The 26168-nt window shown below is 70.5% G+C and carries 23 protein-coding genes, 2 pseudogenes and 1 other annotated feature; of the genes and pseudogenes, 12 read left to right on the top strand and 13 right to left on the bottom strand.

All coding sequences use genetic code 11. The features are described from left to right. Window positions 1–2: 2 nt before the first annotated feature. On the top strand, window positions 3–1643 hold the full coding sequence (pgm, locus tag MWU75_RS09450) for a phosphoglucomutase (alpha-D-glucose-1,6-bisphosphate-dependent) (protein ID WP_247089933.1): 1641 nt from the start codon (window positions 3–5) through the stop codon (window positions 1641–1643). A 10-nt stretch (window positions 1644–1653) separates the two neighbouring features. Here the strand turns inward: pgm and MWU75_RS09445 are convergent, their stop codons facing one another. Then, window positions 1654–2649: a tetratricopeptide repeat protein gene (locus tag MWU75_RS09445; protein ID WP_247089930.1), complete on the bottom strand. Its 996-nt coding sequence runs from the start codon at window positions 2647–2649 to the stop codon at window positions 1654–1656. Between the two features lie 31 nt (window positions 2650–2680). Here MWU75_RS09445 and MWU75_RS09440 point away from each other — a divergent pair, with 31 nt between their 5' ends. Further along, on the top strand, window positions 2681–3151 hold the full coding sequence (locus MWU75_RS09440; protein ID WP_247089928.1) for a hypothetical protein: 471 nt from the start codon (window positions 2681–2683) through the stop codon (window positions 3149–3151). Between the two features lie 67 nt (window positions 3152–3218). On the opposite strand, the gene MWU75_RS09435 is transcribed toward MWU75_RS09440, so the two are convergent. The 4 genes from MWU75_RS09435 to MWU75_RS09420 all read right to left on the bottom strand — a co-directional run bounded on the left by MWU75_RS09435 (window position 3219) and on the right by MWU75_RS09420 (window position 7693). Then, window positions 3219–4385 carry a hypothetical protein gene (locus MWU75_RS09435; protein ID WP_247089926.1) on the bottom strand — a complete coding sequence of 389 codons (1167 nt, stop codon included), beginning with the start codon at window positions 4383–4385 and terminating at the stop codon, window positions 3219–3221. Between the two features lie 130 nt (window positions 4386–4515). After that, entirely contained in the window at window positions 4516–6264 is a 1749-nt protein-coding gene (locus tag MWU75_RS09430; RefSeq protein WP_247089924.1) for a methylmalonyl-CoA mutase family protein, read from the bottom strand. 79 nt (window positions 6265–6343) lie between these two features. Further along, window positions 6344–7132 (bottom strand): DUF1353 domain-containing protein, encoded by a 789-nt coding sequence (locus MWU75_RS09425; RefSeq protein WP_247089922.1) that lies wholly within the window; start codon window positions 7130–7132, stop codon window positions 6344–6346. A 6-nt stretch (window positions 7133–7138) separates the two neighbouring features. Next, window positions 7139–7693 (bottom strand): GNAT family N-acetyltransferase, encoded by a 555-nt coding sequence (locus MWU75_RS09420; protein WP_247089920.1) that lies wholly within the window; start codon window positions 7691–7693, stop codon window positions 7139–7141. A gap of 154 nt (window positions 7694–7847) precedes the next feature. Here MWU75_RS09420 and MWU75_RS09415 point away from each other — a divergent pair, with 154 nt between their 5' ends. Then, on the top strand, window positions 7848–8411 hold the full coding sequence (locus MWU75_RS09415) for a Uma2 family endonuclease (RefSeq protein ID WP_247089918.1): 564 nt from the start codon (window positions 7848–7850) through the stop codon (window positions 8409–8411). Window positions 8412–8445: 34 nt separating this feature from the next. On the opposite strand, the gene meaB is transcribed toward MWU75_RS09415, so the two are convergent. From meaB to MWU75_RS09400, 3 genes are all read right to left on the bottom strand, one after another. Next, on the bottom strand, window positions 8446–9405 hold the full coding sequence (gene meaB, locus MWU75_RS09410) for a methylmalonyl Co-A mutase-associated GTPase MeaB (RefSeq protein ID WP_247089916.1): 960 nt from the start codon (window positions 9403–9405) through the stop codon (window positions 8446–8448). A gap of 10 nt (window positions 9406–9415) precedes the next feature. Further along, entirely contained in the window at window positions 9416–10642 is a 1227-nt protein-coding gene (locus tag MWU75_RS09405; RefSeq protein WP_247089914.1) for an acetyl-CoA C-acetyltransferase, read from the bottom strand. 117 nt (window positions 10643–10759) lie between these two features. Further along, window positions 10760–12361, bottom strand: coding sequence for an amidohydrolase family protein (locus MWU75_RS09400; protein WP_247089912.1), 1602 nt, complete (start codon window positions 12359–12361; stop codon window positions 10760–10762). Between the two features lie 88 nt (window positions 12362–12449). Here MWU75_RS09400 and mce point away from each other — a divergent pair, with 88 nt between their 5' ends. Next, on the top strand, window positions 12450–12953 hold the full coding sequence (mce, locus tag MWU75_RS09395; RefSeq protein ID WP_247089910.1) for a methylmalonyl-CoA epimerase: 504 nt from the start codon (window positions 12450–12452) through the stop codon (window positions 12951–12953). A 10-nt stretch (window positions 12954–12963) separates the two neighbouring features. After that, complete coding sequence (locus MWU75_RS09390; RefSeq protein ID WP_247089908.1) at window positions 12964–14352, top strand: AI-2E family transporter; 1389 nt, start codon at window positions 12964–12966, stop codon at window positions 14350–14352. A 160-nt stretch (window positions 14353–14512) separates the two neighbouring features. On the opposite strand, the gene MWU75_RS09385 is transcribed toward MWU75_RS09390, so the two are convergent. Next, the gene (locus MWU75_RS09385) at window positions 14513–14827 is read right to left on the bottom strand and encodes a hypothetical protein (protein WP_247089906.1); all 315 of its coding nucleotides are present in this window, start codon (window positions 14825–14827) and stop codon (window positions 14513–14515) included. Window positions 14828–14829: 2 nt separating this feature from the next. Next, complete coding sequence (locus MWU75_RS09380) at window positions 14830–16485, bottom strand: 3-hydroxyacyl-CoA dehydrogenase NAD-binding domain-containing protein (protein WP_247089904.1); 1656 nt, start codon at window positions 16483–16485, stop codon at window positions 14830–14832. A 37-nt stretch (window positions 16486–16522) separates the two neighbouring features. Here MWU75_RS09380 and nucS point away from each other — a divergent pair, with 37 nt between their 5' ends. The 3 genes from nucS to MWU75_RS09365 all read left to right on the top strand — a co-directional run bounded on the left by nucS (window position 16523) and on the right by MWU75_RS09365 (window position 19370). Then, window positions 16523–17218 carry an endonuclease NucS gene (nucS, locus tag MWU75_RS09375; RefSeq protein ID WP_247089903.1) on the top strand — a complete coding sequence of 232 codons (696 nt, stop codon included), beginning with the start codon at window positions 16523–16525 and terminating at the stop codon, window positions 17216–17218. A 90-nt stretch (window positions 17219–17308) separates the two neighbouring features. After that, window positions 17309–17770, top strand: coding sequence for a VOC family protein (locus MWU75_RS09370; RefSeq protein WP_247089902.1), 462 nt, complete (start codon window positions 17309–17311; stop codon window positions 17768–17770). A 52-nt stretch (window positions 17771–17822) separates the two neighbouring features. Further along, window positions 17823–19370: a gamma-glutamyltransferase gene (locus MWU75_RS09365; RefSeq protein ID WP_247089901.1), complete on the top strand. Its 1548-nt coding sequence runs from the start codon at window positions 17823–17825 to the stop codon at window positions 19368–19370. Between the two features lie 3 nt (window positions 19371–19373). Here the strand turns inward: MWU75_RS09365 and MWU75_RS09360 are convergent, their stop codons facing one another. The 3 genes from MWU75_RS09360 to MWU75_RS09350 form a co-directional block, all read right to left on the bottom strand. Further along, window positions 19374–19775: an STAS domain-containing protein gene (locus tag MWU75_RS09360; RefSeq protein ID WP_247089900.1), complete on the bottom strand. Its 402-nt coding sequence runs from the start codon at window positions 19773–19775 to the stop codon at window positions 19374–19376. A 180-nt stretch (window positions 19776–19955) separates the two neighbouring features. Continuing rightward, the gene (locus tag MWU75_RS09355) at window positions 19956–20585 is read right to left on the bottom strand and encodes a cob(I)yrinic acid a,c-diamide adenosyltransferase (protein ID WP_247089899.1); all 630 of its coding nucleotides are present in this window, start codon (window positions 20583–20585) and stop codon (window positions 19956–19958) included. A gap of 655 nt (window positions 20586–21240) precedes the next feature. After that, window positions 21241–22182: a helix-turn-helix domain-containing protein gene (locus MWU75_RS09350; RefSeq protein ID WP_247089898.1), complete on the bottom strand. Its 942-nt coding sequence runs from the start codon at window positions 22180–22182 to the stop codon at window positions 21241–21243. A gap of 107 nt (window positions 22183–22289) precedes the next feature. Between MWU75_RS09350 and MWU75_RS09345 the strand changes: the two genes are divergently transcribed. From MWU75_RS09345 to MWU75_RS09330, 4 genes and pseudogenes are all read left to right on the top strand, one after another. Further along, window positions 22290–22601 carry an antibiotic biosynthesis monooxygenase gene (locus MWU75_RS09345; RefSeq protein ID WP_247089897.1) on the top strand — a complete coding sequence of 104 codons (312 nt, stop codon included), beginning with the start codon at window positions 22290–22292 and terminating at the stop codon, window positions 22599–22601. A gap of 155 nt (window positions 22602–22756) precedes the next feature. Further along, window positions 22757–23143, top strand: a complete 387-nt coding sequence (locus MWU75_RS09340; RefSeq protein ID WP_247089895.1) for a heme-binding protein — start codon at window positions 22757–22759, stop codon at window positions 23141–23143. Between the two features lie 140 nt (window positions 23144–23283). Beyond that, a pseudogene (locus MWU75_RS09335) lies at window positions 23284–24565 on the top strand (IS3 family transposase). Next, window positions 23553–23687 (top strand) — a sequence feature (AL1L pseudoknot). It overlaps the preceding pseudogene by 135 nt. A 111-nt stretch (window positions 24566–24676) precedes the next feature. Next, window positions 24677–26009 (top strand): annotated as a pseudogene (locus MWU75_RS09330) (ISL3 family transposase). Window positions 26010–26168: the final 159 nt, after the last annotated feature.

Here is a 26168-nt window from a genome sequence, read left to right as displayed (position 1 = left end):
CCATGGCCACCCACCCGCGCGCCGGTCAACCCGCGCAGCCTGAGGACCTGATCGACGTCGCCCACCTGGTGACCGCCTACTACACCCTCACGCCGGACGCGGAGCAGATCGACCAGCAGGTCGCCTTCGGCACCTCCGGCCACCGGGGCAGCGCGCTGGACACGGCGTTCAACGAGGCGCACATCCTGGCGACCACGCAGGCGATCTGCGACTACCGGGCCAGGGAGGGCACCGAGGGACCTCTGTTCATCGGCCGCGACACCCATGCGCTCTCCGAGCCGGCGTGGGCCAGCGCGCTGGAGGTGCTGGTGGCCAACGGCGTGGACGTCATGGTGGACAGCGCCGACCGCTACACCCCGACTCCGGCGGTGTCGGTCGCGATCCTGCGGGCCAACGCCGGCGACCCGGCCGCACAGGCCGACGGCATCGTGGTCACGCCCTCGCACAATCCGCCGCGGGACGGCGGGTTCAAGTACAACCCGCCGCACGGCGGTCCGGCCGACACCGACGCGACCGGGTGGATCGCCGACCGCGCCAACGAGCTGCTGCGGGCCGGCCTCGAAGGCGTGCGCCGCGTGCCGTTCGCGCAGGCCCGCGAGGCCGCCGAGGAGTTCGACTTCATGGGCACCTACGTCGCCGCACTGCCCGAGGTGGTCGACCTCGACGCGATCCGCGAGGCCGGGATCAGGATCGGTGCCGACCCCCTGGGTGGCGCGGCCGTGGACTACTGGGCCGCGATCGGGCAGACCCACGGGCTGGACCTGACCGTCATCAACCCGCTGGTGGACGCGACCTGGCGCTTCATGACCCTGGACTGGGACGGCAAGATCCGGATGGACTGCTCCTCCCCCAACGCGATGGCCAGCCTCATCGAGAACCGCGGCCGGTTCCAGATCAGCACCGGCAACGACGCCGACTCTGACCGGCACGGCATCGTCACGCCGGACGCGGGGCTGATGAACCCCAACCACTACCTGGCCGTGGCCATCGACTACCTGTATGGCGGGGGTCGCCCCGGCTGGCCCGGCACCGCCGCGATCGGCAAGACCCTGGTCTCCTCCTCGATGATCGACCGGGTCGCCGCCGGGGTCGGGCGCGAGCTCGTGGAGGTGCCGGTGGGCTTCAAGTGGTTCGTCCCCGGTCTCCTGGACGGCAGCATCGGCTTCGGCGGCGAGGAGTCGGCGGGCGCCTCGTTCCTGCGCCGCGACGGCTCGGTGTGGTCCACCGACAAGGACGGCATCATCCTGGCGCTGCTGGCCTCGGAGATCCAGGCGGTCACCGGCAAGTCCCCCTCGCAAAGGTATGCCGAGCTGGTCGCCGAGCACGGCGACCCCGCCTACGCCCGCATCGACGCCCCCGCCAACCGGGAGCAAAAGGCCAAGCTCAAGGCGCTCAGCCCGGCCGACGTCACCGCCACCTCACTGGCCGGTGAGGAGATCACCGCGATCCTCACCGAGGCGCCGGGCAACGGGGCGGCCATCGGCGGCCTCAAGGTCCAGACGGCGAGCGCCTGGTTCGCCGCGCGTCCCTCCGGCACCGAGGACGTCTACAAGATCTACGCCGAGTCCTTCCAGGGGCCGGACCACCTGGCGAGTGTCCAGGAGGAGGCCCAGGCACTCGTCGACAGCGCTCTCTCCGGCTAACCCGGCGTGGCTAGAACAGCGCGCTCATCAGCGACCCACGCGCCTTGACCACGCGCGGATCGGTGCTGCCCACCACCTCGAACTGGCCGAGGAGGTGCTTACGCACGGTGTCCCGCTCGTCGCCCGCGGTCCTGCGCACCAGCTCGATGAGGCGCAGGAAGGCGTCCTCGACGTGTCCGCCGACCAGGTCCAGGTCGGCGGCCCGCAGCTGGGCCTGCACGTCCGTGGGGTCGGCGGCGGCCGCCTCGCGCACGGCGTTGAGGTCGAGACCTGCCGTGCGACGGAGCAGCTCGACCTGACCGAGCCCGAGCCGGGCGTCCTCGTCCCTGGGGTCCTGCTCCAGCGCCTGCTGGTAGGCGGCGGCCGCGGCGTCCAGGTCGCCCCGGTCGATCGCGTCGTAGGCCTGCTGGTGCAGCGGCGGCAGCTCCGGCTCCTCCGCCTCGGCACCGTCCCCGGCCGGGGCAGCCTCCACACCCTCCACGCGACCGGTCACCCCGTTTGCCACCGCCGCCGAGAGGAACTGCTCCAGCAGGGTCCGCAGCTGCTCGACAGGCTGCACCCCGAGGAAGAACGGCACCGGCTGTCCCTGCAGCAGCCCGACGACCACGGGAAGCGCGCTGACCTGACCGAACGCCTCCTGCAGCACCGGCGACAGCGCCTGCACGATGCCCGGGTTGCCCGCGATGTCGACCGCGGCCACCCGGAACCGACCCTCGTTGCGGACCGACTCGTCGACCATCGTCTGCACGAACTGCACCGACTCGGGCACCTGGTCGGTGTAGAGCACGAGCACGGCGGGCACGGTGGTGCTGCCGTTGACGACCGTCGCGAAGCTGGCGTCCGTCGCGTGCACGAGGACGCCGTCCGTCCCACCGGCTGACCCGGTCGGCGCGGCACCCCCTGCCGGTTGACCACCCGGCGCCTGCGGGCGCGGGCTGGCCAGGGAGGAGAGGTCGACGGCACCGCGCAGGGCGGCGTTGAGCGACTGCGGCGTGGGCTGTGTCATGCCCCCATTGTCACCTGACAGGGTGGAGGATATGGAACCCGCCGTCCCCGTCCCGGATCCTGCGCCGCCCGAGCCGGCCAGCCGCTCGGTCATCCCGTTCGCCATCCTGGCGGGGATCGTGGTTGCCCTGGTGATCGTCGGCATACTGACCCTGCAGCTCCTCAACCGCCCCGCGTCCGCGCAGGACGTGGCCACGGACTTCGTGGTCGCTGTCTACGAGGGCGACGCCGAGCGGGCCTGCCTCCTCACGGCCCCGGCCATGCGGCAGGCCGAGCTCGACCGCTTCGACGCCGACGACTGCGCCCAGTTCGGCCAGATCGTCGATCCGTCGGGTCAGGGGTCCGGCGCGGAGTCGGCCGACGTGGAGGTCCTCGAGATCACGGAGTATGACGACCAGTCCAGTGTGCGCGTGTCCTCACCGAGGGGCACGCCGGGTGTGTGGACGCGCGTCGACCTGGAGCGGCTCGAAGGCGAGTGGCTGGTGACGGACTACTCGGGCTGAACGCAGCAGCCCCGGCCGCGCTGGCCGGGGCTGCTGCGATACCGAGGGTGATCGATCGCGAAGGTGCTCAGCTGCCGGAGGCGCCGATGACCTGCTCGCGAGCGGCGATGACGACGGGGTCGCCGTCGGTCTTGATGTGGACGGCCAGGAAGACGTCGGTCGTCATCGTGGCGCTGTTGTTGATGACGTCTGCACCGGCGAAGTGCGCGAAGGCGGTCGGGGCCTCCAGATAGGTGCCCGATCTCACGTCGAAGGTGCTCGTGCGCCGCAGCACCGGGAAGGTGATCGCGGAGCCGTCAGCGAGCTCGATGGTGCGCATCGTGCCGGAGCGCAGGTCGTGCTCCTGGGTGAGGGTTGCCTGATCGGCCACGGCGGCGGCCTGCTCCTCGGCGGCCTGGCGCACCTGGGGACCGTAGTCGTTGGTGCGGAAGTCGGGGCGGTCATCGGCGAAGGGGTAGTCCAGGATCAGGAAGAGCTGGTCCACGACCTGGCTCGGGGACCACTGGAGATCACCCTTGCCCTCGCGCAGCACCGGGGACCCCTCGGAGCGCGGGTCGAAGCTGGGGACCTCGGTGCCGGCCAGCATCGGGGCGCTCCAGCCGATCAGCCAGTTCGCGCCGTCGTCCTCGCTCACGATGAGGTGCAGCTCGGGCAGGCCCGACTCGGGCACCGTCTGGACGACCATGTAGGCGGGGCTCTCCCCGTCCTCACGGCTGATCGACAGGACGTTGACCTCGTAGGGGTGGTAGTCGATGACCGGCTCGAGCCCGACCTCGCGCAGCTCGGTGGCCGCGGTCGCGGCGCGCAGCTCGGACCCCACGAAGGTGGACTCGTTGAGCTCGGCCGCCTCCTCGGGGTCGGCGTTCTGGGACTGCGCGGCCTGCTGCAGCAGCGTGCCGGCGACCTCCTCGGCCTCCTCGACGGAGATGACGCCGACACCGTCGGCTGGCGCGGTGACCGTGCCGTCGTCCGCGCTCTCGCCGGGACCGGCGGTGGTGGGGGCCGCGTCGCCCGTGGCGGTCGCGGCATCGCCGGTGGAGGTCGCGGCGTCGCCGGTGGCGGTCGACGCGTCACCGGTGGCCTCCGCGGAGTCCCCGTCCGTGGTCTCGGCGGAGTCCTCGGCGGTGGCGGAGGTGGCGTCAGTGGTCTCCTCGGGCTCCTCCGACCCGCTGCAGGCGGCAAGCAGCAGCGAGGACGTCAGGGCAAGGGAGAGCGCAGCGTGGGACAACTTCATAACGAAATGGTAAACCTCGGGAATGGGGGTGAACCTAATCCGAGATCCTCAGGAATCGCCCAGAATGGGCTGCTAACGAAGGGTCCGGAGCACGGCTTCTGTGTGACGCACTTCTCAGTGCGGGAGGCGGTCAGAACCTCGCCGGCTCACGATACACGCCCCACTCCTCGCGCAGGGCGTTGCAGATCTCGCCCAGCGTGGCCTCGGCGCGGACGGCCTCCAGCATCGTCGGGATCATGTTCTCCGAGGTGCGCGCTGCAGCGACCATCGCCTCCAGCGCGGACTGCACCTGGCCCATGTCCCGGCCCTGGCGCCGCTGCCCCAGCGTGGCCACCTGGTCGCGCTCCACCTCGTGGCTGACCCGCAGGATCTCCAGCTCGTGGCTCACCGACTCGGTGTGCACGTTGACACCGACGATCTTCTTCTCCCGCTTCTCCAGGGCGATCTGGTACTGGAAGGCGGAGTCGGCGATCTCCGACATGAACCAGCCGTCCTCGATGCCACGCAGGATGCCACTGGTCATCGGGCCGATCGGGTGCTCGACGGACCCGTCCGCCGCCAGGGTGCGGTCGCGCTCCCCCATCAGCCGGATGTGCTCGAAGATCTTCTCCGCCTCGGCCTCGATCTGGTCGGTGAGGGCCTCGACATACCAGGACCCGCCGAGCGGGTCGGCGACGTTGACGACGCCGGTCTCCTCCATGAGCACCTGCTGCGTGCGCAGGGCGACCTCGGCCGACTGCTCGGTGGGCAGGGCGAGGGTCTCGTCGAGAGCGTTGGTGTGCAAGGAGTTGGTGCCGCCGAGCACCGCCGCGAGCGCCTCGACGGCGGTGCGCACCACGTTGTTGAGCGGCTGCTGCGCGGTGAGGGAGACCCCGGCCGTCTGGGTGTGGAAGCGCAGCCACTGCGCCTTCTCGTCGGTCGCGCCGTAGACGTCGCGCATCCACCGCGCCCAGATCCGGCGCGCGGCGCGGAACTTGGCGATCTCCTCGAAGAAGTCGAGGTGTGAGTCGAAGAAGAAGGACAGCCCGGGCGCGAACCTGTTGACGTCCATGCCGCGCGAGAGGCCCAGCTCGACATAGCCGAACCCGTCGGCGAGAGTGAAGGCCAGCTCCTGCGCGGCCGTCGCCCCGGCCTCCCGGATGTGATAGCCCGAGACCGACAAGGGCTTGTAGGCCGGGATGTTGGCGTTGGTGTACTCCATCAGGTCGCCGATCAGGCGCAGGTGCGGCTCGGGCGGGAACAGCCACTCCTTCTGGGCGATGTACTCCTTGAAGATGTCGGTCTGCAACGTGCCGTTGAGCGTGGTGATGTCCACGCCCTGCCGCTCGGCGGCCACGAGGTACATGCAGAAGACCGGCACGGCGGGGCCACTGATCGTCATCGAGGTGGTGACGTCCGAGAGCGTGATGTCGGAGAAGAGCACGTCCATGTCGGACGCCGAGTCGATCGCCACGCCGCAGTGGCCGACCTCGCCCAGGCTCTGCGGCTCGTCGGAGTCGCGGCCCATGAGGGTCGGCATGTCGAAAGCCACCGAGAGCCCGCCGCCCCCGCGGGCCAGGATCATCTTGTAGCGCTCGTTGGTCTGCTGCGCGTTGCCGAAGCCGGCGAACTGCCGGATGGTCCAGGTGCGCCCGCGGTAGCCGGTCGGGTAGAGACCGCGGGTGAACGGGAACTCCCCCGGCCACCCGATGCGCTCCATCCGCTCGTCGGCGGCCTCCAGCTCGGGGCTCGGTCCGTAGACCGGCTCGACCTCCATACCCGAGAGGGTGGTGAAGTCGGCGTCCCGGACCGCTCCCTTGGCGACGGCAGCGTCAAACCGTGCCTGCCAGCGCTCGCGGCCGGATGTCGAAGGGGTCTCGGGGACGGCACTGTCGCTCATGCTCGTCAGGTTACCGCTTGACGTCGCGTCACTCTCGTGTCGGGGACCACCTGGGCAGTATGGCGAGGAGCTGGGGCGACTATCCGGCCCGGGCCGCCTCCCGGTCCCGGGTGCGGATGCCCTCGCGGTTGGCCGGCCCGCTCACGATCCGCTCCACGATGCGATAGAGCACGACCAGCAGGGCCAGGACGGCCGTCACGTGCAGCAGGAAGGCCAGTGCGACCCCGGTGATCGCCCCGGCCCGCCAGAACCTGCCCCACGACAGGCTCAGCACCCCAGGGATCACCAGCGCACCGAGCGCCCCCGTGAGCAGCTTCCACCACCACGCTGTCCCCGGGCCACCCATCCACGGGACCACGTCGATCACGTCGAAGAAGTCGAGGCTGGCCAGCACCCCGAGCACGGCGACGGTCCCGAGCAGCCCGACCAGCACGGCGCGGGTCCAGGCGCGCCCCGAGTGCCACATCGTGCTCAGCGTGACGGCGGACCACATGAGCCAGGCGCGGACCCGCCCGGTCCCCAGACCGATCATCGCCTCGCGGAAGATGTGGTCGGCCTCGGGCCGGGCGAACGGCTCACCGTGGCGGTCGGTGTCGGGCCCGATGAAGGCGCCCGGCCGGACGAGCGCGTCGTGCAGCACGGCGGCCGGCAGGAAGTCACCGCTCTTGGGCACCAGCCAGGTGAACAGCGCCGGCACCGAGGCCAGGTCGGTCCGGAAGCGGCGCAGGTCGGCCGGCACCACGAACGCCTCGTCGTAGTGGTCGCTGTCGAAGCCGATCCGGCGCAGCAGGGTGAAGTCCCGCCCGTCGATGCTGCGCAGCTCGAGCCGCAGCGGCCCGCCGTCCTCCGCGTCGAAGAACTCCCCCACGGCGGCCTAGCGTCGCACCATGCGCAGCTCCACCAGACCGTCCTCCCGGTCGGTGGCCCGCCCGCCGTCGAGACGGAAGTGGTTGCGCTCGTAGAACCGGATCGCCCGGTCGTTGCCCTCGGCGACCCACAGGTAGGCCGGCCCCTCCCCGAGCCCGATGTCCATCAGCTCCTGGGCGACCCCGGTCCCGTAGTGCTCGGCCAGGACGTTGATCGCCCACAGCTGGGTGTCGGTCGGCCCGTCCTCCTCCCGCGCGGGACCGACGCTGATGAAGCCGACCAGCCCGTCGTCATACTGCGCGACAACAACCCGCTCGCCGCGGGCGCTGCGCCCGTCCACCAGCAGGTTCTCGTCCTGTTTCTCGGCCGGCAGGCCGTCCTCGGCCACCAGCCGCCGCCCCCAGCCGCGGGCGAACCGCTCCGGTGTGAGCTCGGCGAAGGCCGCCTCGTCCATCAGCCCGACGTAGGCCTCCTGCCACACCCGGCAGTGCAGCGTCCCCAGCGCCTCCACGTCCTCCACCGCGGGCGGTCGGATGACGTATGGCGACTCCTCCTCGGTCATGAACCCAACCTAGCCCCGGGTCGGCTGGTTGGCCATGGTCGAGCCGCGCTGAGCGCGCCCTGTGGATGAAGGAACCCGTCTTGCCGTCGAATGGCCGACGATGGTCTCGTGTCTGATGGTGACAAGCGGGGCCGAGAGGTGGACGATGGGTGTCATGACGGCCATGCCGCGCACGGGCGAGGAGTGGACGGTCGACGACCTCGACCGCCTGCCGGACGACGGCCTGCAGTATGAACTGCTCGACGGGCTGCTCCTCGTGACGCCTGCACCGGTGCTCATGCACCAGCGAGCGATCGGCAATCTCCACCTCGCGCTGCGGCGGGCCTGCCCGCCCGGCCTGGAGGTCTTCCTCTCCCCCGTCGACTGGCGTCCAGATCTGCGGACGTCCCTGCAGCCCGACCTGTTGGTGGTCCGCGCGGAGGACGTCGCGGTCAAGAACATCACGGTGCCGCTGGTCCTGGCCGTGGAGGTGCTCTCCCCCTCCACGCGGCGCAAAGACCTGGTGCTCAAGCGCTCCAAGTACGAGGACTCTGGAGTGCAGTCCTACTGGTTGGTCGACCCTGCGGAGCCCTCGGTGCTCGCGCTGGACCTGTCGGACGGTCGTTATGTCGACGCTGGCGAGGCACGTGGCTCGGAGCGACTCGTGCTGCAGCGTCCGTTCGAGATCGACCTCGTCCCCGCCGAGCTCGTGGCACCGCCGGCGCGCTCCGGGAGCTGAGCCCGGTGCGGCAGTCTGCTGCCCTTCGGTCCCCTCAGAGCGCGGCGACCACGCGGTCCGCGGCGGCGTAGGGGTCGGTCTCGCCCGCCACGACCTCCTCGGCCGCGGAGGTGAGGTCGTCTCCGTGCCCGAGGTCACCCATCCGCTCGCGCAGCTGGGCGAGCGCGATGGCCTCGATCTCGGCGGTGGCACGACGCACCCGGCGACGGTGCAGCTCGTCGTTGCCCTCCATCCACGCACGGTGCTTGTCGAGCGCCTCGAGCACCTCGTCGAGCCCCTCACCGCGGTCGGCGATCGTCTTCACGACCGGCGGCCGCCAGAGGCCGGGCTCGGTGCGGTCGCCCAGGCTGATCATGTGGCGCAGCTCGCGGACCGTGTTGTCGGCCCCCTCGCGGTCGGCCTTGTTGACCACGAAGACGTCGCCGATCTCCAGGATGCCGGCCTTGGCCGCCTGCACCCCGTCCCCCATGCCGGGCGCGAGCAGGACCAGGGTGGTGTCCGCCAGGCCGGCGACCTCCACCTCGCTCTGTCCGACGCCGACGGTCTCGACGAGGACGACATCGCACCCGGCGGCGTCCAGGACCCGCAGCGCCTGCGGGGTGCTCCACGACAGACCACCCAGGTGTCCGCGGCTGGCCATCGACCGGATATAGACCTCGGGGTCCAGGACGTGGTCGGTCATCCGGATCCGGTCCCCCAGCAACGCGCCGCCGGAGAACGGTGAGGACGGGTCGACGGCCAGCACACCGACCCGCAGGTCACGGCCGCGCAGCCCGCTGACCAGCATCGAGGTGCTGGTGGACTTGCCGACGCCGGGACTGCCGGTGAGCCCGATGACGTGGGCGTGACCGGTGTGTGGCGCCAGGGCGGCCATCACCTCACGCAGCGCCGGGTGGTCGTTCTCGACCAGGGTGATCAGGCGGGCCACCGCGCGCGGCGAACCCGCCCTGGCCTGCTCGACCAGGGCGGGGACGTCGACCTCGCGGCGCGCCATGCAGGCGGGCTCAGTCCTGGGCCGGCACGCGGACGATCAGGGCGTCGCCCTGCCCGCCGCCACCGCACAGGGCCGCGGCGCCGGTGCCACCGCCCCGGCGACCCAGCTCGAGGGCGAGGGTCAGGACGAGGCGAGCACCCGACATACCGATCGGGTGACCCAGGGCGATCGCGCCGCCGTTGGGGTTGACCTTCTCCGGGTCCAGGCCGAGCTCCTTGGTGGAGGCCAGGCCGACCGCGGCGAAGGCCTCGTTGATCTCGACGACGTCGAGGTCGGTGGGCTCGATGCCCTCCTTCTTGCAGGCGGCCCGGATGGCGTTGGCCGGCTGGCTCTGCAGCGAGGAGTCGGGGCCGGCGACGACGCCGTGCGCGCCGATCTCGGCGATCCAGGACAGCCCGAGCTCCTGCGCCTTGGCCTTGCTCATCACCACGACGGCGGCCGCACCGTCGGATATCTGGGAGGCGCTGCCGGCCGTGATCGTGCCGTCCCTGGAGAACGCCGGGCGGAGCCTGCCGAGCGACTCGGTTGTGGTCTCGGCACGGATGCCCTCGTCGTTGCGGAAGTCGACGGGGTCGCCCTTGCGCTGCGGCACCTGGACGGTGACCACCTCGTCGTCGAACGTGCCGTCCTCCCAGGCCTTGGCGGCCAGTTGGTGGCTGCGCGCGGAGAAGGCGTCCTGCTCCTCGCGGGTGAAGGCCCGGTCCGCGACATTGGCGTCCTCGGTCAGGTTGCCCATCGCCTGGTCGGTGAAGGCGTCCCACAGTCCGTCGTAGGCCATGTGGTCGCGCATCGTGACGTCGCCGTACTTGAAGCCGGCGCGGCTCTTCTCCAGCAGGTGCGGGGCGTTGGTCATCGACTCCTGGCCACCGGCCACGACCACGTCGAACTCGCCGGCGCGGATCAGCTGGTCGGCCAGCGCGATGGCGTCCAGACCGGAGAGGCAGACCTTGTTGATGGTCAGCGCCGGCACGTCCATCGGGATGCCGGCCTTGACGGCGGCCTGACGGGCCGGAATCTGCCCGGCACCGGCGGTGAGGACCTGGCCCATGATCACGTAGTCGACCTGGTCGCCGGAGACACCGGCCTTCTCCAGGGCGCCCTTGATCGCGAAGCCGCCCAGGTCGCTGCCGGAGAAGTCCTTGAGCCCGCCGGACATGCGACCCATCGGGGTGCGGGCGCCGGCGACGATGACCGAGACGGGGTGGGCCGTGGTCGGGGCGTCAGTGGGTGCAGTCATGGGGTCCTCCAGCACTTCGGTGGATGCGTGATCGAGTCCTCCCATCGTAACGAGCGGGAGGGACGCCTCGGACCACGGTGCCGGTGGGGGGCGTGCGGGCGCCCGGAGTCGTCCCGATCAGCTGCCGTGCACCACGTGACCGCCCACCACGGTCGCCGACACAGCCATCCGGCGCAGCACCCGTGCCTGCTCGACCGGGTCGTCGCCGGCCAGCGGGTCGGCCTCGAGCAGCGCGAGGTCACCCGGCTCGCCCACCCGCAGCGAGCGCCCGTCGGTCGAGGCACCCAGCGCCTCGGCCGGGGTGAGCGCCAGCTCGGGGTGCCAGGCGTCCCCGCCGTCCGGCGCGCGGTGCACCGCCGCGGCCATCGCCAGCCAGGGGTCGAGCGGCGCCACTGGGGCATCGGACCCCAGCGCCAGGGGTATGCCGTGCTCCACGAGTCTGCGCAGGGCGAAGGTCCGGTCGGTCCGCTCCGGCCAGTACTGCTCGGTGACCGTCCGGTCGTCCAGCAGGTGCGCGGGCTGCACACTGCCGCGCACCGGCAGACCCGCCCACAGCGGCAGGTCGGCCACAGCCACCAGCTGGGCGTGCTCGATGGAGCCGCGGGCACCGGTGGCCTGCAGCACGTGCAGCGCCTGGCGCACCGCCCGGTCCCCGATCGCGTGCAGCGCGACCTCCAGCCCGCTCCCGTGGGCCAGGTCGACCACGGCGCGCAGCTCGTCCTCGCTGTAGTTCGCCGCGCCCAGGTGCGGGGCGCCCACCGGACCGGAGGCGCCCGGGTGCGTCACGGCATACGGCTCGCAGCACCACGCCGTCCGGGTGTTGAGGGAGCCGTCGGAGATCACCTTCAGCGGCCCCATGACGGCCCAGCCGTCGGTGCCCGGCAGCGGGTCCCCGGAGCGCCAGCCACGGTCGAGGACCTCGGCCAGGCGCCCGGGATAGACGCCGGTCCGCACCCGGAACGGGCCGACCTGAGCGATGCGCCGCGGCCACTGGTCCCACGCGGGACTGAACTCCAGGTCCACCATCCCGACCAGCCCGCGGGCCCGGGCGTCCCGGACGGCGTCGATCACCGCCGCCTCCCCCTGGTCGGCGGCGCCAGGCAGCTCCCCCAGCCGGTCGTAGATCGCGAACCACTCCTCCTCCTGGATCACCTCCGCGCGGTAGGGCGCGCCCAGCAGGGCCATCGCGGCGGAGTTGAGCCACCCGTGGTGTCCGTCCCCGCTGATCAGCACGACGGGCCTGACCGGGCTCACGGCGTCCAGGTGCGCGGTCGTCGGCGGCTGCGGCCAACCCGCGCTGCGGTGTCCCCACGCGACCAGCGGCGCGGTGGCCGCGGGGTCGGCCCCGAGCGCGCCCGCCAGAATGCTCAGGGCGTGCTCCACGCTGACGGCTGCGGAGACGTCCAGGCGCGAGCGGACCATCGCCCACTGCACGGCGTGCACGTGGTGGTCCCACAGGCCGGGCACGACCCACCGGCCCTCCCCCGCGAGCTCCGGCACACCGCCCGCGGGCAGGTCGGTCCCGACTGCGGCGACCCGGCCGTCCCTGATGAGTATGTCGACGGGCCGGCTCCCCGCCGTCCGCTCGCCGGTGGCGTGGGTCGTGTCGGCGGCGTGGGTCTTCGTGGCAGCGTGGGTCGTGTCGGCGGCGTGGGGCACGCCGGCGACGGTCAGGTCCAGTGGCACGGGCCGGACCCCGCGCACCAGCAGATCGGTCATGGCTGCACGGTACGTCCCCGGACCACCGGCTTCACGCCGGGCTGCCCGGCCCGCCTGTCGTGTCGCCGCCGGTCGGTAGGCTCGGCCCATGACCGGCCTGCCCGACGACGTCGTCCCGCTCCTGCTCGCCATCGACCACGTGGGTCTGGCCGTGCCCGACCTCGACGAGGCGATCGCCTTCCACCGTGACGTGCTGGGCCTGGTGGTGCTGCACGAGGAGACCAACGACGAGCAGGGCGTGCGCGAGGCGATGCTGGCGCCGTCCGGCGCTCCCGCCGGGTCCACCCAGATCCAGCTGCTCGCCCCGAGCACGCCCGAGTCCACGATCGCCAGGTTCCTGGACCGCTCCGGGCCGGGGCTGCAGCAGCTGGCCTACCGGGTCGCCGACGTCGAGGCGGTGTCCGAGGTGCTGCGGGACCGCGGGCTGCGCCTGCTCTATGACGCCCCGCGCCGCGGGACCGGCGGGAGCCGCATCAACTTCGTGCACCCCAAAGACGCCGGCGGTGTGCTCGTCGAGCTCGTCGAGCCGCCGGCCGGCGAAGCTGCGGCCGGCGCGGGCGCGCTGCTGACGGAAGCACCGCCGCGTGGGTGAGGATGATCCGGTGAGTGAGAGCGAGGCGGACGCCGGTCCGGGCGTCCACGCCGGTGGGGATGCAGGGGGGCGGTCGGCGGGCCACACCGGGCGGCGCGAGCGGTTTCGGCTGCGGCTGCCCGCGCTCGGCGGGCGCGGCAGTGTGCGGGGCCGGAGCAAGGAGGCCGTCGAGACGTGGCGCCGCTACCGCGAGACCCAGCTGACCGAGCTGGCCGAGAGCAACCGCCTGCAGCGCGAGCTGATCGAGGCGGCCCACACGTCGTCGGCGCAGGGCACGCTGCCGGGGCTGGCTGAGGCCCCGTCGGGGTCGCCGGACGCGGAGCCGTCGGATGAGCCGATCGTCGAGCGACGGCGCGAGCTGATGACGGTGACCTCACCGTTCATGTTCGGCTTCTTCGGGGCGCTCGGTGTGCTGGTCGCCTGGTGGCTGGCCCAGAACGTGGGCCGGTTGGGGTCGGTCATCACCTTCATCCTCATCGCGGTCTTCGCCACCCTGGCGCTCAACCCGATCGTGGAGAGCCTGACCCGTCGCGGCCTGAGCCGGCCGGCGGGGGTGTTCACCGTCTTCCTCGGCATGGTCGCCGTGCTGGGCCTGTTCGGCTGGCTGGTGGTGCCCACGATCGTGCAGGAGACCTCCACCTTGATCGAGCGCGCCCCCCGCTACTTCGAGGACCTCAACGCCCAGCCGTGGCTCATCGACCTCAACGAGCGCTACGACCTGGCCGAGCGGATCAACACCGAGATCGAGAACCGCCTGGAGGACACCACCTTCATCTCCTCGGTCTTCGGAGGCGTGCTCGGGGTCGCCGGTGCGCTGGCCGGCGGACTGGTCGGCTTCTTCACCGCGCTCGTGCTCACGCTCTACTTCCTTGCCGCTCTCCCGACGGTCAAGGACGCGGCCTACAAGATCGTGCCGCTGAGCCGTCGGGCCCGGGTCATCGGGCTGGCCGAGGAGATCATGCGACGCGTGGGCGGTTATGCCCTGGGCCAGGTCGCGGTGGCCACCATCAACGGCACCTGCTCCTGGGTCATGATGCAGCTGCTCGGGGTGCCCTACGCGATCGTGCTCGCCGTCCTGGTCGGCATCCTCGGCCTTATCCCCCTGGTCGGCGCCACCCTCGGCGCGGTGATCGTGGCCCTCGTGGCCCTGAGCCAGGGCTGGGTCGTCGCCCTGATCGTGTGCATCTACTACCTCGTCTACCAGCAGTTCGAGAACTACGTCATCGTGCCGCGCATCATGGCCCGCACCGTCTCCGTGCCCGGTGCCCTGACCGTCGTCGCCGTGTTCGCCGGCGGCACCCTCATGGGCGTCCTCGGCGCCCTCATCGCCATCCCGGTCGCCGCGGGCATGCTGCTGCTCTACAACGAGGTCGTCGTCCCCCGCCAGCAGCGCCTCTAGCCCCTCCCCACCGAGTGGGCACCGGTCGGACCGACGTCTTCGAGCGCCCCGGCGCTCTTCGGGCCTGCTGCAACCGGCTCGAGGAACCGCGAGGCGCTCGAAGACGTGGCTGGTCCCGCTCCGCCTCCACCGAGCGCATCGAGAGGGCACGCAGCGGCGCTCAGGCCCAGGCGTGCCCCGGACGGCGGCGGTCGCGTGCGTTCCAGCAGGTGGTGTGCCAGTGGCGGCGGTTCTCCACCCCAGACATGCTCGAGGCCGGCCAGGCGACGGTGTGGGCCGAGGCGGCCGAGACGTCCTGCTGGCAGCCGGGGCACAGATAGCTGCGCCCCGAGTCGTTGCCCCGGACCTGCCGGAAGGTCCATTCCTGACCGGCGAACTCGACCTCGTCCAGCACCGGACCGCGCTCGGACACGGGTGGCCCACCCCGGCGCGGCGGGACCCGGCCGCCGCGCCGTTTGCGGTTGGAGCGGCCCATGATCACTCCCCGCTGAGGAAGGGCTCCTCCAGGAGCACGTGCTCGACGAGCAGCGGGGAGGGCGCCAGGTGCGACTGGAAGCCGGAGGTTCCGGAGTAGAGCTCCTCGGCCACGGCGAGCACCTCGTCAGCGCCGAGGTGGTCGATCATCGCGAAGGGCCCCATCGGATAGCCCAGACCGAACAGCAGCGCCGTGTCGATGTCCTCCGCCGACGCATAGCCCTCGTCCAGCATCCGCACGCAGTCGTTGAGGTGGGTGACCAGGAGCGCGTCGACGACCAGACCGGTGCGGTCCTTGCAGACCACCGGTGCCGCGCCGATGGCAGTCACGACCGAGCGCAGCGTCGCGACGGTCTCCTCGGAGGTCTTGATCGTGCGACCCACCTCGACCACCTGACCGTTCGGGGTCGGCGCGTGCACGCGCAGCACCACGGTGTCCTCGGGCCGGCCGCTGATCGCGGCGAGCGCCACGGCGGAGTAGGTGTTGACCGTGGCCAGGATCGTCCCCGGCGCGGTGACCTCACCCAGCTCGGCGAACAGGTCGTCGACGTCACGCAGCTCCTCGGCCGCCTCCTCCTCGACGTCCTCGTCCTGGGCCTCGACGACCAGGCCGACCGCCGCCAGCCCGAAGAGGTCCTCGGAGGCGTCCGCCACGTGGGTGACGGCCAGACCGCCCGCCTCGAAGCGCCCCACCAGCTCCTGCGCCAGCGCGCCCGACCCGAGCACCGCGACCGAGGACACCTCGTGCCCCTCATCGGCCGTCGGCGTCAGCTCGTCCTCGACGACCTGACCGCTGCCCACCTTGGCGTAGGTGTAGAACCCGCGCCCGGTCTTGCGCCCGTGCCGACCGGAGAGCACCATCCGCTCCAGCATCGTGCTGGGTGCGTGCTGCGGGCTGCGGCTGTGGCCGTAGATGACGTCGGAGATGTGGTGCATGACGTCCAGGCCGACCAGGTCCCCCAGGGTCAGCGGCCCCATCGGCAGACCGATGCCCACGTGGACGGCGGTGTCCAGGTCCTCGCGGGAGACGTGGCCGCTCTCCAGCATCCGCATCGCGGTGCAGTAGTAGCCGTACAGCAGGTAGTTGGCCACGAAGCCGGCCCGGTCCCCGACGACGATCGGCTTCTTGCCCAGGCCCGCGGACAGGCTGCGCACCGTCTCCGTCACCTCGGGGTCGGTCATCGGGGTGGTGATGACCTCGACCAGCTTGAGGATCGGCGCGGGGTTGAAGAAGTGCATGCCGATGATCCGGCCGGGCACCTTCGCGGGCGCGGCGATCTCAGTGATCGAGAGGCTGGAGGTGTTGGTGGCCACGATGGCGTCCTCGCGCAGCACGTCCTCGAGCCGGCCGATGACCTCGTGCTTGAGGGACATGATCTCCGGCACGGCCTCGACCACGAGATCAACCGGCGCGAGCTCGGCATACTCCGTGGTGATGGTGATCCGCCCCAGGATGTCGGCCTGCCCCGCCTCGTCCAGCTTGCCCTTGGCGACGGCCCGGTCGGTGGAGGCCTGCAGGATGGACCGGCCGCGCTCGGCATACTCCTGGCTGCTCTCCACCCCGATCACGGTGAGCCCGCCCCGGGCGAACACCTCCACGATGCCCGCACCCATGGTGCCCAGGCCGACGACTCCGACGGTTGCGATCTCACGTGCCATGCGCAGATCCTCTCACCCCCCGCTTAGGGTGGTGGACGTGCGTGTCGTGATCGCCCGGTGCAGCGTGGACTATGAAGGGGCCCTGCAGGCCCACCTCCCCCTGGCGACCCGGCTGCTGATGGTCAAGGCCGACGGGTCGGTGCTGATCCACTCGGACGGCGGGTCCTACAAGCCCCTCAACTGGATGGCCCCGCCGTGCAGTATGACGGAGCTCGCCCCCGATGACGAGGAGACCGAGCAGGGGGTCCAGTCGGTGTGGCTGGTGCAGCACGGCAAGCGGGAGGACCACCTGCGGATCCGGCTGCACGAGGTCATCTCCGACACCTCCCACGACCTGGGTGTCGACCCGGGGCTGGTCAAGGACGGTGTGGAGGCGCAGCTGCAGGCGCTGCTGGCCGAGCACATCTCGACCCTCGGCGAGGGCTACTCGCTGCTGCGGCGGGAGTATGCCACCGCCATCGGGCCCGTGGACATCCTCTGCAGGGACGGCTCCGGCGCGACGGTCGCCGTGGAGATCAAACGACGCGGCGACATCGACGGCGTGGAGCAGCTCACCCGCTATCTCGAGCTGCTCAACCGGGACCCGCACCTGGCCCCGGTGCAGGGGGTCTTCGCCGCCCAGCTGATCAAGCCGCAGGCGCGGGTGCTGGCCACCGACCGCGGGATCCGCTGCGTGACGCTGGACTATGAGGCGCTGCGCGGGATGGACGACACCGCGTCCCGGCTGTTCTGAGGGGCGGCAGGGCTGTTCTGAGCGGCGGCCCGGCAGTTCTAGGGGCGGCCCGGGTCGCGACCGTCGGCGCCCGGTTCTAGGTTCATGCCCATGAGCAGCGAGTTTCAGGTGACCTTCGACTGCGCCGACCCACGGCGCCTGTCGCTCTTCTGGCAGGACGTCCTGGGCTACGTGCACCCGCCCCCTCCCGGGGTCCAGCTGGCCGAGGGCGGGGACCCGCTGTCGGCCTGGGACGCCTTCCTCGACGAGCTGGACGTGCCGGCCGAGGAGCGCAACTCCCGCTCGGCCCTGGAGGACCCGGAGGGCCGACGTCCGCGGTTGTTCTTCCAACGCGTGCCCGAGGGCAAGCAGGTGAAGAACCGCGTGCACCTGGACGTCAGGGCAGCGCCCGGGCTGGAGGGCGCCGAGCGTCTCGACGCGCTCGAGGCGGAGTGCGAGCGCCTGGTCGCGCTGGGCGCCACCCGCGTCCAGCGCTTCGAGCCCGAGCCCCTGCTCAGCGGTGGCTTCATCGTGATGCAGGACCCCGAGGGCAACGAGTTCTGCCTGGACTGACGTCCCGGGCCGGCAGGTGCCCGGTGACGACGCTGGGTGCACAATCGTCCACATGACCCGCCGCGCCGCCATCGCCGCCCCGAACTCCTCGGCCACCCAGGCCGGCCAGCAGGCCCTGGGCTCAGGAGGCAACGCGGTCGACGCCGCGATCGCTGCCATGGTGACGGCCACGGCGACCGAGCCGGGCATCGTCAGCCCGCTGGGCGGCTGCTTCATCAACATCTGGCCGGTGGACGGGGAGCCGGTCGTGATCGACGGCAACGTCGAGATGCCGGGACGCGGGGCCGACCCCGCACGGTTCGGGAGCGGTCTGATCGAGTGCGTCACGACCTACGGCGGAGGTCTGACCACCTATGCGGGACCGGGCTCGGTCGCGACCCCCGGGATGTTCGCCGGGATGGGCCTGGCGCACGAGCGCTACGGTGCGGCACCGTGGGCAGAGATCATAGGTGCCACCGCCACGATCGCCGCCGACGGTTTCCAGATGAGCCACACGGCCTCGTCATACTTCGACCTAGTCGCCCACACGATCTTCGCCTGGGATGAGCAGACCCGGGCGCTCTACACCGACGACGGGTCCGCGTGGCCGGCGGGCCACGCGATCCGGGACGACAACCTCGTGGACAGCCTGCGGCGGATAGCCGAGGAGGGCGCGGCCACCGTCTACACCGGCGACCTCGCGGCGCGCATCGTGGCCGACCTGACCGAGCGCGGCGGGCTGATCACGGCCCGAGACCTCGCGGAGTACCGACCGATCGCGCGCCCCCCGCTGCGCTCCTCGCTCAACGGCTGGGAGCTGGCGTGCAACCCGCCGCCGGCGATCGGCGGCGCGGTGCTGACCGCGATGCTGCGCCTCGTCGGCGACGTCGATGAGCGGGTGTCCCCCGAGCACGCGGCCCGGGTGATGAAGGACGTGCTCGATCTGCGACTGCACCGGGTCGATATCGCCGAGGACCTCGAGGTGGCCGGCCACGCACTGCTGGAGACGATCGCCGCGATGGGGGCGGTAGGCCTGCCCACGTCGCAGGACACCGCACACGTCTCGGTCGTCGACAGCGACGGCAACGCCTGCGCGATCACCGCCTCCTCCGGCTACGGCTCCGGGATGTACATCGGCGGCACCGGGCTGCTCGGCAACAACGCTCTCGGCGAGCCGGAGCTGAACCGTCGGGGGATACACGCCCTGCCGCCCGGCACCCGGCTGGCCTCCAACATGGCGCCGACGACGCTGCGCCACCCCGACGGCACCGTCCTGGCCATCGGCACGCCCGGTGCGGACCGGATCACCACGGCGCTGCTGCAGGTGCTCCTGCACTTCTGCCTCCACGGCGAGACGCTGCAGTATGCCGTGGACGCGCCCCGCCTGCACGTGCGCCACCTGGACGACGGTGGGGTCAGGATCGACTACGAGGACGCACCGGAGCTGCTCGAGGCGCTCACCGGGGTGATCGGCCGGTCGACGGGCGAGGTGGTGCCGCTGCACGCGCACGAGCGGCACGCGATGTACTTCGGGGGTGTGGGCGCGGCGTTGCTCAGTGCAGGTGGGGAGCTGGTTGCCGCGGCTGATCCCCGGCGCGCGTCGGCGACGGCCGTGGGCTGAGGGTCAGCGCGGCGGGGGGCTGGGCATCTGCGGGAGGGAGCCGCCGACCTGCGGCACGGGACCGCCGGCGCTCAGCGTGTCGACCCGGGCCAGCACCAGGTGCAGCCGGGTGATCCGCATCAGGCGCTCCAACCGCTCGGAGGCCTCGGCGATAACCAGCCGGCGGTTCTGCCGGCGGGCCCGGTGGTGCAGCCCGACGAGCACGCCCAACCCGGTCGCGTCGGCGACCTCGGCGTCGCGCAGGTGGAGCACGAGATCGCCCTCACCGGCGGCGAGGATGCGCTGGAGGTGTGCGCGCAGCTCGGGGACGGTCCGCACCCCGACCTGCCCACTGATGGTCGCCTCGCGGCCAGCAGAGTCGATTGACAACTCGACGCCTGGCCCCGCCCATAGCACCGCGGTCATCCCAACCTCCACCCGATAAGGAGTGTTCGGCGACGCGCTGCTGTGCGCGTCCCGAACAGTGTCTACTCAACTAACGTCATCAATCCAGGTTTGGTTGCACCCAATGCGGTCACGATTTCGTAAAAACTTCGTCTGCGCATCTGTATTTCGCCCGGTCGGTCACCCGACGCGTGCCGAAAGCTATCTCGCGGGCTGTTCGGCGCGACCGCCCCCGGGCTGCCACAGGACGTCGCCGTCGGCGTCGAGGTTGGCGACCCGGGCCAGGATGAAGAGCAGGTCCGAGAGGCGGTTGAGATACTTCGCGGTCAGGGGGTTCACCCCGCCGATGCCACGGTCGGCCTCGGCCGCGGCCGGCTCGGTGCCGTACTCCTCCAGCGCCGCCCAGGCCGAGCGCTCGGCACGGCGGGCCACCGTGCGCGCCAGGTGCAGGTGGGCCGAGCCCGGGGTGCCGCCGGGCAGGATGAAGGAGCGCAGCTTCTCCAGCTCCTCGTTGTAGCGGTCGCAGTCGGCCTCGAGCTCGTCGATCCACGCCGCCTCGACGCGCAGCGGAGGATACTCGTAGGCCGTGCGCAGGGGTGCGCAGAGATCCGCACCGACGTCGAAGAGATCGTTCTGGATGCGGGTCAGGGTCTCCTGGACGTCCGCCCGGAGCGCGCCGGCCGCCACGGCGATGCCGATGCACGAGTTGGCCTCGTCGGTGTCGGCGTAGGCCACGAGGCGCGGGTCGTTCTTGCTGGTGCGGCTGAAGTCACCGAGCGAGGTGGTGCCGTCGTCGCCGGTGCGCGTGTAGATCCGATTCAGGATGACCATGCCCGCATCATCGCACCCAGGACCGTAACGAGGTCGGAGGGTGACGGCGATCAGGCCTCCTTCCGTGACGGCCAGGTGATGGAGAAGAAGGCGGAGGCACAGCCAGTGTCACGGTTCCGCGTGCGAGGGCTCCACGCGCTTGCATGGGCAAGGAGAACTAAGAACATGGCATTCGTTTTGCAAAGTCCATTGCTATCTGCGGGGGGGGTGGGACAGTCAGTTTTCACGAGACGCTGACAAAGGGGTCGGCGCACATTTAGGGGCTCTTCCCAGATGAGGGTGTAGGTCGGCCGGGCGCGTCGGTCCGCAGGTAGACGTCGGGGTCTCCCGACGATGGAGGTTCCTACGCCATCCATCCGAAAGACCTCGACGTGTCCGACGCTCCCCCGCCGGCCGGCTTCGGCCGCCCTGACCTGACCGCCTTCGCGTCTAATCCCAATCGACTCTGATCGGGTCTGCTGATCCTCTCGACGAGAACGCAGCGACATCACAGCCACCCAACCCCGACCGTCCGGGAAGCCGGGACACGTCACATGGCCTATGCTGCGGGCGTGTCGAGTGGGTCGTCCAGGGGCGACGCAGGAGCGTCGACGCGACGTGCTGAGAGCTGGTTCCAGTCGAGTACTAGCACACCGGCTACAGGCATGGCGATAGGTCAGGAACGGCGTCGCTCCCTACGCAGGAGGGAGCGCAGAGTCTCGGCGTTCGCGTAGCCGACCCGTAGCGCGATCTCGGCGGAGGTGAGGGCCGTGGTTGCTGAGAGGTGCCGAGCTCGCTCGATGCGAAGCCGTTGGACGAAGCCGAGCGGAGTGAGGTTGAGCGCCGCACGGACTCGTCGTTCGAGGGTGCGCCGGCTGGTGCCGAGCGACTGCGCGACGAAGGCGACGTTGAACGGTTCGTCCAGGCGGGCGCGCACGAAGCGTTCGAACTCGACGACGATCGGGTCCTCGTGCCGGAGATGTTCGTAGGCGACGAAGGCCGCCTGCGACGGGCGCTCGTCGATGATGAGGAGCTTGGCGACGTGTTGGGCCAGGTCGGGGCTGATCGATCGCACGAGTGAGAGCGCGAGGTCGATGTGGGCGAACGCGGCGCCGGCGGTGACGAGGTTCCCGTCGACCACGACCATGGTGTCGAGATCGAGGGCGACGGTCGGATAGCGCTTCAGGAACTCCGGCCCCAGGAACCAGCTGGTCGTCGCCCGCCGATGATGCATCCGTCCGGTCTCGGCGACAGCGAACACGCCGGTGCACGCCGCGGCGATCCGGGTGGTCGCCTCGTCGAGGCGCCCGAGCGAGGCGATGACCGAACGAGCATCTCGGCTCTGGAGGGCGTCGTTGGTAGCGGCGGCCGTAAGGGTTCCAAGCGCAGGGACGACGACCACGTCGAACTCTGCGGACTCCGACAGCGGGTGGTCCACCGACAGGGTCATCGATGCCGTCGTGGTCACTCGCCGTTTCGGTCCGAGGATGGCGAGTTTGATCGGGTCGATCCGCGGGTCGACATCGCCGCGGGCTCCGTCGGCCACCCGCACGATGTCGATGATCGACGCGATAGCCGAACCGAAGCAGCCGTCGATCGCGATCAGTCCGATACGCATGACGTAAACAATAGCAATACTGCCGTATACGCCACTACCCACCGGCCCTCGCTCGTCATACGCTGAACTCGTCCCACGAAGAACCCCGACGTCAAGGAGAGTCCCTCATGTCCACACCCGCATCACTTCCGTATGCCTTCGTCGCCAAGATCGTCGCGGCCGATGGCCAGCACGACGCGCTCGCCGATCTGCTCGCCGGCGCTGTCGCACTCGCCAACGAAGAAGTAGGAACGATTGTCTGGTTCGCGGTCAGGACCCACGCCGACACCTTCTGGATCTTCGATGCATTCCCCGACGAGGCCGCTCGCGACGCCCACGCCAACGGCGCCATCGTCGCAGCCCTGATGGCCAACCAGCACCTCCTCAGCGCAGCACCCGAGATCCTGCCGGCCGACGTCCTCGCGTCCAAGCTCCCGTAGTCCGCCCACGCACGTTCGCAACGCGAAGCACAACACGAGCGCTGTCGGTCACAAACTCAACAGGCAAACCAACGGGCGGCTCTGGAGCGGCTCGAGCCACAAAGCGCACGCCACATTCGAAGGAGCAATTGATGCTATCTATTCCTACATTGTCGTTGGACGACGCCAAACGTGTCATCGCGGCAGCAGAAGCTGAATCCAGCACGCAGGGTCAGCCCAGTAACATCGCCGTCGTCGATGCCGGCGGCAATCTCGTCGCTCACGTACGGATGGACGGAGCGTGGCTGGGCAGCATCGACATCTCGATCAACAAAGCCTTCACGGCCCGCGCGTTCGACACAGCCACCAAAGACCTCGGCGACCTCGCCCAACCCGGTGAGCAGTTCTACGGCATCCACGCCTCCAACGACGGTCGGGTGATGATCTTCGCCGGTGGCATCCCGCTCGAGCGCGACGGCCAGGTCGTCGGCGCCGTCGGCGTCAGCGGAGGAACCGGTGACCAAGACCAGGCCGTCGCCGAAGCCGCCGCCAGCGCCTTCTGAGACCGACCCGCACCGAACCCGGCCCCCGGCCGGCAGCCCACCCACCGAAGGAGCCGCACCATGCGTGCTCTCGTGTACCACGGTTGTGAAGCGCCCCAGGTTTGATGCCGCTCCCTTCTGAGTCCAGGAGGATGAGCACCATGCCGAAGAAGATCGATCCCGAGCTGCGTGAGCGCGCGGTGCGGATGGTGCGTGAGCACCAGCAGGACTACCCGTCGGTGACGGCCGCGTCGAAGGCCGTGGCCGAGCGGCTCGGATTGGGCCGAGAGAGCGTGCGTCGCTGGGTGGCCCAAGCCGAGATCGACGCGGGCGCCAAGCCGGGCGTGACGAGCGAGGAGCACGCTGAGATCAAGCGGCTCAAGGCCGAGAACAAGCGGCTGCGCGAGGACGTGGAGATCCTCCGCGCGGCAACGACTTTCTTCGTGGGGGAGCTCGACCCCCGCAACCGCTGATCGCGGCGTTCATCGACGATCAGCGCTCCCAGGGGCACGCGGTCGAGTCGATCTGCCGGGTCCTGCGCGAGCAGGTCCTTCAGATCGCCGCGCGCACCTACCGGTCCTGGAAGCAGGCCGGCCGGACGGTCGCTGCTCGCACTGTCACCGACGCCCAGGTGATCGACGCGGTCCGGGAGCTGGCGTGGACCATCGACGTCCACGGCCGGCGCCGGCTCGCGGCCGAAGGCCTCTACACCGGCGGAAGATGACCGCCCTGGTGCGTCGCACCGTGCTGCCCGAGGCTTCGGCGGGCGCGGTGGACCGGGCCATGCACACGTTGGGCCTAGCGGGGGTGCGCCGCGACAAGGGCGTGCGGACCACGATCCCGGCCAAGGACGGCAAGCGGGCCGGTGACCTGCTGAACCGGGACTTCACCGCCGCAGCGCCCAACCGGACCTGGGTCACCGACTTCACCTACGTCCGTACGTGGGCCGGGTTCGTCTACGTCGCCTTCATCGTCGACGTCTTCGCCCAGCGGATCGTGGCCTGGCATGTCGCCACGACCAAGCAGACCGACCTGGTCATGGTGCCGCTGCGCATGGCGTTGTGGCACCGCGACCGCGAAGGACGTCCGACGGTCGCCGGGGAGCTGATCCACCACTCCGATGCCGGGTCCCAGGACACGTCCATCCGGCTCACCGAGCACCTCGAGCTCGAGGGCATCCGGCCCTCGATCGGATCGGTCGGGGATGCCTACGACAACGCGCTGATGGAGACGATCAGCGGCTTGTACAAGGCCGAGTGCATCCGCACCACCGTCTTCCACGACGGGCCCTACAAGACCATCGCCGACGTCGAGTACGCGACCGCCGGCTGGGTCGAGTGGTACAACAACAGGCGCTTGCACGGGACGCTGGGAATGATGACCCCAGTCGAGTACGAGCAGGACCACTACGCAGCCCTCAACCGAGAGCCGCAACCCGTATAGGGGCTCATCCCGGTTGTGGGCGTAGCAGGCGTTGGCGTGGCGGTCCCGGGATAGACGTCGAGGTCTCCCGAGGATGAAGGCTCCTACACGCTCATCCTGAAAGACCTCGACGTGCCCGACGCTACCGCCGGCGACCGCTCACGCTCGTTCGCCCACCCAGATCTGACCACCTTCTGCCGACTCGACGAGCTCGGCCTCGTCGTCACCGGCCAACGCCTCGAGTCCGACCGTGCGGTCGTCGCGTGCCAGGTCGCCGAAGCCGACCAGTGGTGCCGCCGATGCGGCTGCGAAGGAACCCCGCGGGACACGGTCACCAGGCAGCTGGCCCACGAACCACTCGGCTGGCGACCTACCACGCTGCTGCTCACCATCCGCCGCTACCGATGCGCTGGCTGCGGGCACGTGTGGCGCCAAGACACCTCCCGTGCGGCCGAACCTCGGGCGAAGCTCTCGCGTCGCGGGCTGCGGTGGGCACTTGAGGGGATCGTGATCGCTCACCTCACCGTCGCCCGGGTCGCCGAGGGTCTCGGGGTTGCCTGGGACACCGCTAACGACGCCGTCGTGGCCGAGGGCAAGCGGGTCCTGATCGACGACCCGGCACGGTTCGAGGGTGTCCGAGTCGTTGGCGTCGATGAACACGTGTGGCGCCACACCAGGCGTGGCGACAAGTACGTCACCGTGATCATCGACCTCACCCCGATCCGTGATGGCACCGGCCCGGCACGGCTCCTGGACATGGTCGAGGGTCGCTCGAAGCAGGTGTTCAAGACCTGGCTCGCCACCCGGAGCGACACCTGGCGTGACGGCGTGGAAGTCGTCGCGATGGACGGGTTCAGCGGCTTCAAGACCGCCACCACCGAGGAGCTCCCCGACGCTGTCGCGGTCATGGATCCCTTCCACGTGGTCCGGTTGGCCGGCGACGCGTTGGACCGGTGTCGACGCCGGGTCCAGCAGGCCATCCACGGTCACCGCGGCCACAAGGGTGACCCGCTCTACTCCGCACGGCGAACGCTGCACACCGGTGCTGGGCTGCTCACTGACAAGCAGGCCAGCCGACTACGGGCACTGTTCGCCGGTGATGAGCACGTGCAGGTCGAGGCGACCTGGGGGATCAATCAGCGGATGATCGCGGCCTACCGCCACGAGGACCGACGCCAGGGCCGCGAGCTCATGACCAAGCTGATCGAGTCGGTCAGCGACGGCGTCCCGGCCGCGCTGATCGAGGTCATCACGCTGGGCCGGACGTTGGAAGAAGCGGGCCGCCGACGTGCTGGCCTACTTCGACCGCCCCGGCACCAGCAACGGGCCTACGGAGGCGATCAACGGCCGGCTCGAACACCTCCGCGGCTCAGCCCTCGGGTTCCGCAACCTCACCAACTACATCGCCAGGTCCCTGCTCGAGACCGGCGGCTTCAGACCGCGACTACACCCTGGAATCGGATGAGCCGGCTTAGCGGGCCGCTGAAAGGGATACCGACCTTCCTTTCCCCACCCAGAATGGCTTTCTCCTGGCAGCACGCAAACCGCTACAACCTGTTCGACCTTAGGCATGGCACGAGTTTCGTGACATGCCTAAGGTCGTTCGGATAGAACACAACGCCCA

The sequence above is a fragment of the Ornithinimicrobium sp. F0845 genome, from assembly GCF_023015765.1.
Taxonomy (GTDB): Bacteria; Actinomycetota; Actinomycetes; order Actinomycetales; family Dermatophilaceae; genus Ornithinicoccus.
The sequence above is the reverse complement of the archived record's forward strand: the minus strand, read 5'-3'. Positions and strand labels throughout refer to the sequence as shown.

Bases quoted from the DNA above. Each gene is read 5' to 3' on its own strand.
- MWU75_RS09360 (WP_247089900.1), bottom strand. From the start codon at position 19,775: ATGACCGCGGTGCTATGGGCGGGGCCAGGCGTCGAGTTGTCAATCGAC.
- MWU75_RS09440 (WP_247089928.1), top strand. From the start codon at position 2,681: ATGGAACCCGCCGTCCCCGTCCCGGATCCTGCGCCGCCCGAGCCGGCC.
- MWU75_RS09385 (WP_247089906.1), bottom strand. From the start codon at position 14,827: ATGGGCCGCTCCAACCGCAAACGGCGCGGCGGCCGGGTCCCGCCGCGC.
- meaB (WP_247089916.1), bottom strand. From the start codon at position 9,405: ATGGCGCGCCGCGAGGTCGACGTCCCCGCCCTGGTCGAGCAGGCCAGG.
- MWU75_RS09405 (WP_247089914.1), bottom strand. From the start codon at position 10,642: ATGACTGCACCCACTGACGCCCCGACCACGGCCCACCCCGTCTCGGTC.
- MWU75_RS09415 (WP_247089918.1), top strand. From the start codon at position 7,848: ATGACGGCCATGCCGCGCACGGGCGAGGAGTGGACGGTCGACGACCTC.
- MWU75_RS09420 (WP_247089920.1), bottom strand. From the start codon at position 7,693: ATGACCGAGGAGGAGTCGCCATACGTCATCCGACCGCCCGCGGTGGAG.
- MWU75_RS09350 (WP_247089898.1), bottom strand. From the start codon at position 22,182: ATGCGTATCGGACTGATCGCGATCGACGGCTGCTTCGGTTCGGCTATC.
- MWU75_RS09370 (WP_247089902.1), top strand. From the start codon at position 17,309: ATGAGCAGCGAGTTTCAGGTGACCTTCGACTGCGCCGACCCACGGCGC.
- MWU75_RS09430 (WP_247089924.1), bottom strand. From the start codon at position 6,264: ATGAGCGACAGTGCCGTCCCCGAGACCCCTTCGACATCCGGCCGCGAG.
- MWU75_RS09380 (WP_247089904.1), bottom strand. From the start codon at position 16,485: ATGGCACGTGAGATCGCAACCGTCGGAGTCGTCGGCCTGGGCACCATG.
- MWU75_RS09435 (WP_247089926.1), bottom strand. From the start codon at position 4,385: ATGAAGTTGTCCCACGCTGCGCTCTCCCTTGCCCTGACGTCCTCGCTG.
- MWU75_RS09365 (WP_247089901.1), top strand. From the start codon at position 17,823: ATGACCCGCCGCGCCGCCATCGCCGCCCCGAACTCCTCGGCCACCCAG.
- pgm (WP_247089933.1), top strand. From the start codon at position 3: ATGGCCACCCACCCGCGCGCCGGTCAACCCGCGCAGCCTGAGGACCTG.
- MWU75_RS09400 (WP_247089912.1), bottom strand. From the start codon at position 12,361: ATGACCGATCTGCTGGTGCGCGGGGTCCGGCCCGTGCCACTGGACCTG.
- MWU75_RS09445 (WP_247089930.1), bottom strand. From the start codon at position 2,649: ATGACACAGCCCACGCCGCAGTCGCTCAACGCCGCCCTGCGCGGTGCC.
- MWU75_RS09355 (WP_247089899.1), bottom strand. From the start codon at position 20,585: ATGGTCATCCTGAATCGGATCTACACGCGCACCGGCGACGACGGCACC.
- MWU75_RS09345 (WP_247089897.1), top strand. From the start codon at position 22,290: ATGTCCACACCCGCATCACTTCCGTATGCCTTCGTCGCCAAGATCGTC.
- mce (WP_247089910.1), top strand. From the start codon at position 12,450: ATGACCGGCCTGCCCGACGACGTCGTCCCGCTCCTGCTCGCCATCGAC.